We start from the raw sequence: 1,665 nt of genomic DNA, 5'->3' as shown, positions 1-1,665 counted from the left end.
GGCACTAATGAATGTACCACCTTGTTGGTCTGTCGTGCCATTGGCTTTTGCGGTAAGCGAAGCAGCCAAGCCCCCCGCCAATTGGCTTAAGGTACTGATATTCTCTTTCTCACTCGCCGTTGGTCCGGCGTTTTGTCATAAAGGGCTTTAGTCAGTATTGTCGCCGTGGCTTCACCCGTTACGCCTGCAACCACCCCCGTCAGCGGGTCTTTGCCCGTGACTTGGAACTCTACGGCTGAAAGCAAGGCATGAGCAGCTAAGTTTGCCACCTTGTCTTTTGCCGTGTTGCCATCTGTCATCTCATGAATTTTTTTATTCAGATAAGGCGAAGCAAGGGCAACGACTGCACCATTGCTGTCGTTTTGTGCGGCGGCTTGAAGGGCTGCCGTCACCGCTCGGATTGCCATGCCATTTGGGCTGCCAATGCCAACGTTGTTATCAATCTTCTGTTGGGTTTTGTTAATTTCCTGTGTAATAGTGCCAATCTGCTTATCAAGCGCTGCCACTTGAGCACGGTTAGCATCATTATCACCAAGGGCTTTTTTCTGTTCTTCCAGCTTAAACTTCTCAAGCCCGAGCTTGTTCATTTTCTCCCGCTCTTCATAAGTCGCAATACTGATGGCATTGTTAGCAATCTCGCCTATCACTTTTGCCATCTCCTGCCGTTCCTGCACTTTCTTCAAGTCTTGTTTATTCACTTGTAGAACTCAATTAATCTGACAAATTTGAAAAAGTCTTATACTCAAAACTTCTACTCTTATTAATTAATTTTCTATCTTTAGATAGTTATTCTTCAATCTCTCTATTATTTAAAACTAGATTTAAATCATAAAGAAATTCTTGTTTTTCTTCTTCTAATTCTGAAATCAAATCATTTAAATTATTTTCAGATAATATTTTATCAATATCATTTAACGCCTCCTTATGCCCATAAGGGTTACGCCCCCCCTTAATATTATATATATAGCATTAAGTTTTCTATCGGCAAATTAAAACTACCTTCAAAGCTATCTAAAGCCCCTCCCCATTCACTTTCATTATATTGCCATTTATTCACTTTCCCCTTTTCAAATTTTTCCTGACACCATTGATATGCATCTTCAAAGAACCATTGTTTTAATGTTTTGTAATTCACTCTTTCTGACATTATTTTTCTCCATTAGCTTTAATAAGTTTCCCATTATTATCAAAAATATTTAATTTTATATTTGGATAACGTTTATTAAATTGATCAGCTACACCTAGACAACTTACACAAGCAGGACGTTCTGTAAAAATCGTTACTTGACCTTTAGCTTGGAAATTATTTCCTAGTTGATCTGCTAAATTAGCAAAAAATTTTATACTCAGAATCCGCTTCTTTTCTATCTATTAAGACCCCTTTTTTAAGTATGCGCATTATACTAGATAAAATCATTTAGGGGTTTAGCTATGGATGTCTATCGTTCATCAAGAATATTCATTTCATAAAATAAATGATCAAAATCATCTAACTTATACCCTGTTCTTGTTTCACAATCGTCTACATCTAATATATTAGGTATTTCTCCAAGTGCGCTAACAATTAATTGAATTTCTTTTTTAGATAATTCAACAATAACACTCGTTCTTTTTTTTTCTAAAATTTCCATCGTTACACCTACTTTAATTTTGGGGCTGACGTAG

At 37.1% G+C, this 1,665-nt stretch carries 5 protein-coding genes; all 5 read right to left on the bottom strand.

Annotated features, from left to right (window positions below):
* Window positions 1–99 (bottom strand): hypothetical protein (locus BKK52_RS02635; RefSeq protein WP_143531379.1); only part of this gene is annotated, 99 nt, incomplete at its 3' end.
* A complete protein-coding gene (locus BKK52_RS02630) occupies window positions 87–698 on the bottom strand; it encodes a hypothetical protein (RefSeq protein WP_143531378.1) in 612 nt (203 codons plus the stop codon). The genes BKK52_RS02635 and BKK52_RS02630, both read right to left, overlap by 13 nt.
* Before the next feature lie 257 nt (window positions 699–955).
* Window positions 956–1,147, bottom strand: a complete 192-nt coding sequence (locus tag BKK52_RS13810; protein WP_242650029.1) for a hypothetical protein — start codon at window positions 1,145–1,147, stop codon at window positions 956–958.
* A complete protein-coding gene (locus tag BKK52_RS02620; protein ID WP_242650031.1) occupies window positions 1,147–1,344 on the bottom strand; it encodes a deaminase domain-containing protein in 198 nt (65 codons plus the stop codon). Before BKK52_RS02620 ends, BKK52_RS13810 begins: the two co-directional genes overlap by 1 nt.
* A gap of 95 nt (window positions 1,345–1,439) precedes the next feature.
* A partial coding sequence (locus BKK52_RS02615) for a hypothetical protein (RefSeq protein WP_208606141.1) occupies window positions 1,440–1,665 on the bottom strand: 226 nt, incomplete at its 5' end.

The sequence above is a fragment of the Rodentibacter trehalosifermentans genome (assembly GCF_002000545.1).
GTDB lineage: Bacteria > Pseudomonadota > Gammaproteobacteria > Enterobacterales > Pasteurellaceae > Rodentibacter > Rodentibacter trehalosifermentans.
The sequence above is the reverse complement of the archived record's forward strand: the minus strand, read 5'-3'. Positions and strand labels throughout refer to the sequence as shown.

What these genes read in the sequence shown, in the direction of transcription:
- BKK52_RS13810 (WP_242650029.1), bottom strand. Translation starts at nt 1,147, where the DNA reads ATGTCAGAAAGAGTGAATTACAAAACATTAAAACAATGGTTCTTTGAA.